Source organism: Nocardia carnea, from assembly GCF_029869215.1.
GTDB lineage: Bacteria > Actinomycetota > Actinomycetes > Mycobacteriales > Mycobacteriaceae > Nocardia > Nocardia carnea_B.
Map to the genome: position 1 here is coordinate 1 of NZ_JARWPM010000017.1, position 4,587 is coordinate 4,587.

Consider the following 4,587-nt stretch of genomic DNA (forward strand, 5'->3'; position numbering starts at 1 on the left):
TGTTCCGCGGGGCGGAAAACCCGCCTCCCCCCCCTCATCCCCCCCCCCCGCCGCGGGGGGGTTATTCCCCCCCGGCCAATTCTCCGCCCCGGGGCCGGGGCGGCGCCCTACCCCAACCCCCCCCCCCGGCCCGGCGCACAGCTGAGCCCCGAGTGCCCGAGCCGAGGCGACGGCATCAGGAAGATGCCGGAGCCGCCATGAGCTCGAATATCGAAACCGGCCGCCCCGCTTCGGCACTGGCCGCGCGCGCCCGCCGCCAGAATTCCTGCGCGACTCGCGACAGGGTCGGATCCACCCCGGCTTCCTCGCTCGCATCGATGATGTGCTGCGCACCGGCGTCCATCATCGCGAACGAGGCGAGATCACCCCAGCCGCCTTTCTTCGCGGCCGCCGCGTACTCGGCCATGAAGAACGGATACGCCTCGGCGGAACGCACGGCGTAGGGCAGAAAGCGGTCGATATCGTTGCCGGAGCGCTCGATCAGGGCCAACGCCTGGTCGAAGGCGAGCATCCACGGATGGAAGACGATCAACAGCGCCTGATAGAACACCTGGGCCAGACCGTCATCGGAGCCCAGGTACTCCTGTGGGCTCAGCGGCCGCAGCAATTCGGCGTGCGCGTCGAATACCTCACGCGGTCCGCTGTAGAACAGGTACGAGGCGGGGTGGGTGATATTGTCACCGGCCGACATGAAGCCCCCGGAGAGGAACTCCGCGCCGTGCGACCGTACCCACGCCCCACCCCGGCGCGCGTTCTCCGGGGAATCCGAGGAGAGGTTGGCGATCACCTTCCCGCGCAGTTCGCCGGTCGCCTGGCGAAGCACGTCGTACATCGCGGCGTAGTGCGTCAGGCTCAGTACGGTCACCTCGTTCGCCGCCACCGCTTCGGCGACAGTCGCGGCCCGCTTCGCGCCCAATTCGACCATGGCGTCGGCCTTCTCGGGACTGCGGTTCCATACGGTGACCTCCGTGCCGGCGGCCAGGAAAGCCCGTACCATCGCCTGCCCCATCGGGCCGAGCCCGATCACGCTGACCGACCGAATATTCTGCTGAGACATCGAATGCCCTCTTCCGATAGTGGTTCAGATGGTTGCCGGCGCCGGAACCGATACTGGTTCGCGCAGGTAAAGTGGGCAAGAACGTACGTTCGAGGGGGGCTGCTCACCCCGGGGTACGTATCGAGTTCAGGAGGACGCGGTGACCGAATCGAGTGATACGTATCACGATGTGTGCGGTATGTCCCTGGCGATCGACGCTGTCGGCGGCAAATGGAAACTGCATCTGATGTGGGTGCTCGGCGCGCGTCCGCAGCGCTTCGGGCAGATCCGCCGGGCACTCACCGGGGTGAGCGAGAAAGTGCTCACCGAGAACCTGCGTCAGCTCGAATCGGCCGGCATCATCCGCCGCGAGGTCTACCCGGAGGTGCCACCCCGGGTCGAATACTCACTCACCCCACTCGGCGAAGACCTCGCCCGGGCCCTCCGCCCGCTGGAGGAATGGGGCGACCGCCACCGCGACCACCTGATGAGCTGTCCCCAGGCCGGCTGAGCGACCGGAAACGCCGAACGCTCCCGGCCCGTCGATACGGGTCGGGAGCGTTCGGGAGTGGAGCCTAGGGGAATCGAACCCCTAACCCCTGCCTTGCAAAGGCAGTGCTCTGCCAATTGAGCTAAGGCCCCTGGCATACGGACGACTACGGTGAGTCGCCTGCGAAACAGTAGCGTTTCCGCACGTACACCGTCAAACAAGGGTACCCGGCCGGAGCGGGCGCCGTTACCTGCGTAGCGCGCCGGTGGCCTCGAACTGCGCCTCGCGGCCCTGCATCTGTTCGCGGTACCAGTTCTCCCGATGCCACAGCATGACCTTCTCGTGCAGGCGGCCGACGGGCGGTACCCGGCGCGCGAGTTCCACTGCGGTGACCAGCGGAATCCGGGCGATCGGCAGCAGCATCCAGGGGAATGCCGCCGGCATCCGGTATCTGCGGCGGGTGCTGGGCAGCATGTACAGCGCCGGGTAGGCGGAGTTGATCCGGTAGTTGTAGTGCGCCCGCAGGCGCGCGAATCCCCGCTGATCCGGTCTGGGCGCGAAGGCCGCCGGATACGACTCGATGAGTTCGGCACCCGGTTCGCCGGCGTCGTGCGCGCGGGCGATCATGGTCATCGCCATGACGCGCAGGGTGTCGGGCACGGTTTCCGGATGCCAGTTCAGCCGCACACCGAGCAGGTAACCCATGTACTTCTGGAAATGCAGCAGCGCCCGGAACTCCGCCGGGCTGGTCTGATATCCGAGAGCCCACAGGCCCAGACCGGGGATCGTGCTGCCTGCGATCAGGGTCAGCAACTGGTAGGTCTGGCTGATCGGCAGCCCCCACCGCCCGGTATCCCATTCGGGATGCCGCTCGACACCGGCCCGCACCGAGACGTGCATGATCCGGACCTTCAACGCGGTGGCCCGCCCCGGCGAGCCGGGCGTCAGCAGCGCACCGGGCTGGGAGACATCCATCCAGAAGCGGCAGGTTTCCAGGAACCGGCGCAGTGCGCTCTCACCGGCGTACCCGCCGGCCAGCGAAAGCGGGGTGGCGACAGCGGATTCGGTGTACATCTCCAGGGTTTCCGCGCCCGCGAAGCTGAAGAGCATGGTGCCCCACCGGCGCCATACCGCCGCGCCGCGTTCGACCAGCTCCGGCCGCACCCATTCGGGGACCGTTTCGAATTCGTCGAACAACGCGCGCATGGCCGGGGGCGGGTCGGGGATGCTGTCGATTCCGTCACGCAGGGCCGCTTCCAGGAGCAGGCGGCCGTTCGCGCGACCCGCCTCGCCGTGCATCACCTCCGCGACGAAACGTTCGGCCACCGGATCGCCGGTGAACATATCCGCACACAACGCCCGAGCTTGTTCGTCGGTCGGGAAGAGTTCGCTGCCGGTAACGGCCCGGACCAGCCGTTCGGCCCGCCGCACCCAGGGTGTTTCCCGGGCCTGCCAGTACCGGAATGCCTCCGGGCATCGGACGGCCGGGTCGTCGGTATCCGGTGCCACCGCTGGTGTCGACATCACTGCCTCCCTGCCCGCGCCGGCCTGCGATGCCGCGAGCTCGAACCATACTCAAATGTATGGAAGTACAGTACCCAACAGTACGGAAAGGCGGAAGATCGCAAGTTCCCGGAATTCGGCACGTTGTCGACCCGGCCTCGGTGGCCCACCACGGCCGCTCGCGGGTAATCACCGATCCTTCGAGCGTGCCGAACGGCTCCCCTACCATCGGAGTATGAGACTCAGCGGCGATCGGTCGGCGGAAACGGCGGCGGATTCCGACGCTGCCGGACCGTCCGGCGATTCTTCCGCGGCGCACCGGCCGAAATCCAAGAAGGCCCAGGCTCAACAACGGCAACGGCGGCGGACCGCCCGGCTCTCCCATGACGACTGGGTCGACGGCGCCCTGAATCTGTTGTCCCGCGAGGGTATGGGGGCCATCAAGATCCAGCGGCTGTGCCAGGAGCTCGGTGTCACGAAGGGCAGCTTCTACTGGCATTTCGACGATATCGAGCAGCTCATGGCGGCCATGGCGGACCGGTGGAGCGCGATACAGAGCGAAACGGTTCGCGAACTCGGAGCGTTCGCGGCTATCCCAGTGGAAGAACGGATCGAGAAAATGGCCGCGATGCTGGTGGATCAGCGCCACTGGATCGTGGAGACCACGGTGCGGGAATGGTCACGCCATAATCCCAAGGTGGCGGCCGCGGTGCGCAACCTCGATCAGCGAGTGTTCGAAACCGTCAAACGAACCATGCTCGACCTGGGCTTCGACGAGAGCCAGGCCCGGCTGCGCGCGGGCGCGATGGTCTATATCGGTCTCGGTTTGATCCACGGCCGGGACAACCTTCCGACACCGTCCACCGCGCAGGTGTCCTCGGTGATCGAACTGCTGGCCCGGCCCTGATCAGCCGCGGGCGTCAGGCCGCGGCGCCGCTGTCAGCGAGTGGTGACCTCGTGCCACAGGTCTTCGTCGCGCCGACGCAGCTTGCTGATACCGATGAGAACAGCAGCGACAATTCCGATGGTGAGAACGTATTTCATTTCTTCAGCCTAACTCTGTGGGACCGTACCGGCAGGACCTGTACCCGGCGGCAGCAAACCACCGCGGATAAAGCAAACGACCTCCGAACCGGTACCGGTGGAGGTCGTCGATATACAGAATGTGGGTCTAGGAGGACTTGAACCTCCGACCTCTTCGTTATCAGCGAAGCGCTCTAACCGCCTGAGCTATAGACCCGCGGGGCAGCTGTTGAATATCAACCGACCGCCGAGGACAAAGAGTACAGGACACGCCCCGAACCAACCAAAACGGCAGGTAGACGAGCCCTACGCGGACTCCCGGGCGGGCGGTGGGGCTGGTTGGACCGCATGCGTAGCGATCGGCCGCCTGCCGTCGTTCATCGCCGGCGTAACGATGCCGCCGACTCGGAAACCTGCCTCGAGCGCGAGAAAGGCCCGCCCCCCCCGCCGGCGGCCCCCGAGTGGCGCGAGCCGCATTAAGTACCGGGGGGGCCCGGGGCCCAGGGAAAAACCCCCCCAAAGTCCACCCAGGGTG

At 66.6% G+C, this 4,587-nt stretch carries 4 protein-coding genes and 2 tRNA genes; 2 read left to right on the forward strand and 4 right to left on the reverse strand.

Features of this window, described 5'->3' with window-relative positions; genetic code table 11:
* Positions 1 to 175: 175 nt before the first annotated feature.
* Entirely contained in the window at positions 176 to 1,057 is an 882-nt protein-coding gene (locus QH276_RS00305) for an NAD(P)-dependent oxidoreductase (RefSeq protein WP_280406537.1), read from the reverse strand.
* A gap of 139 nt (positions 1,058 to 1,196) precedes the next feature.
* Between QH276_RS00305 and QH276_RS00310 the strand changes: the two genes are divergently transcribed.
* The gene (locus tag QH276_RS00310) at positions 1,197 to 1,547 is read left to right on the forward strand and encodes a winged helix-turn-helix transcriptional regulator (protein ID WP_280398396.1); all 351 of its coding nucleotides are present in this window, start codon (positions 1,197 to 1,199) and stop codon (positions 1,545 to 1,547) included.
* Positions 1,548 to 1,605: 58 nt separating this feature from the next.
* Here QH276_RS00310 and QH276_RS00315 read toward each other — a convergent pair.
* Both QH276_RS00315 and QH276_RS00320 read right to left on the reverse strand, forming a co-directional pair.
* A tRNA-Ala gene (locus tag QH276_RS00315) sits at positions 1,606 to 1,678 on the reverse strand.
* Positions 1,679 to 1,772: 94 nt separating this feature from the next.
* A complete protein-coding gene (locus QH276_RS00320; RefSeq protein ID WP_280398395.1) occupies positions 1,773 to 3,050 on the reverse strand; it encodes an oxygenase MpaB family protein in 1,278 nt (425 codons plus the stop codon).
* A 214-nt stretch (positions 3,051 to 3,264) separates the two neighbouring features.
* Between QH276_RS00320 and QH276_RS00325 the strand changes: the two genes are divergently transcribed.
* Positions 3,265 to 3,936 carry a TetR/AcrR family transcriptional regulator gene (locus QH276_RS00325; RefSeq protein WP_280398394.1) on the forward strand — a complete coding sequence of 224 codons (672 nt, stop codon included), beginning with the start codon at positions 3,265 to 3,267 and terminating at the stop codon, positions 3,934 to 3,936.
* Between the two features lie 259 nt (positions 3,937 to 4,195).
* Here QH276_RS00325 and QH276_RS00330 read toward each other — a convergent pair.
* A tRNA-Ile gene (locus QH276_RS00330) sits at positions 4,196 to 4,269 on the reverse strand.
* Positions 4,270 to 4,587 lie beyond the last annotated feature (318 nt).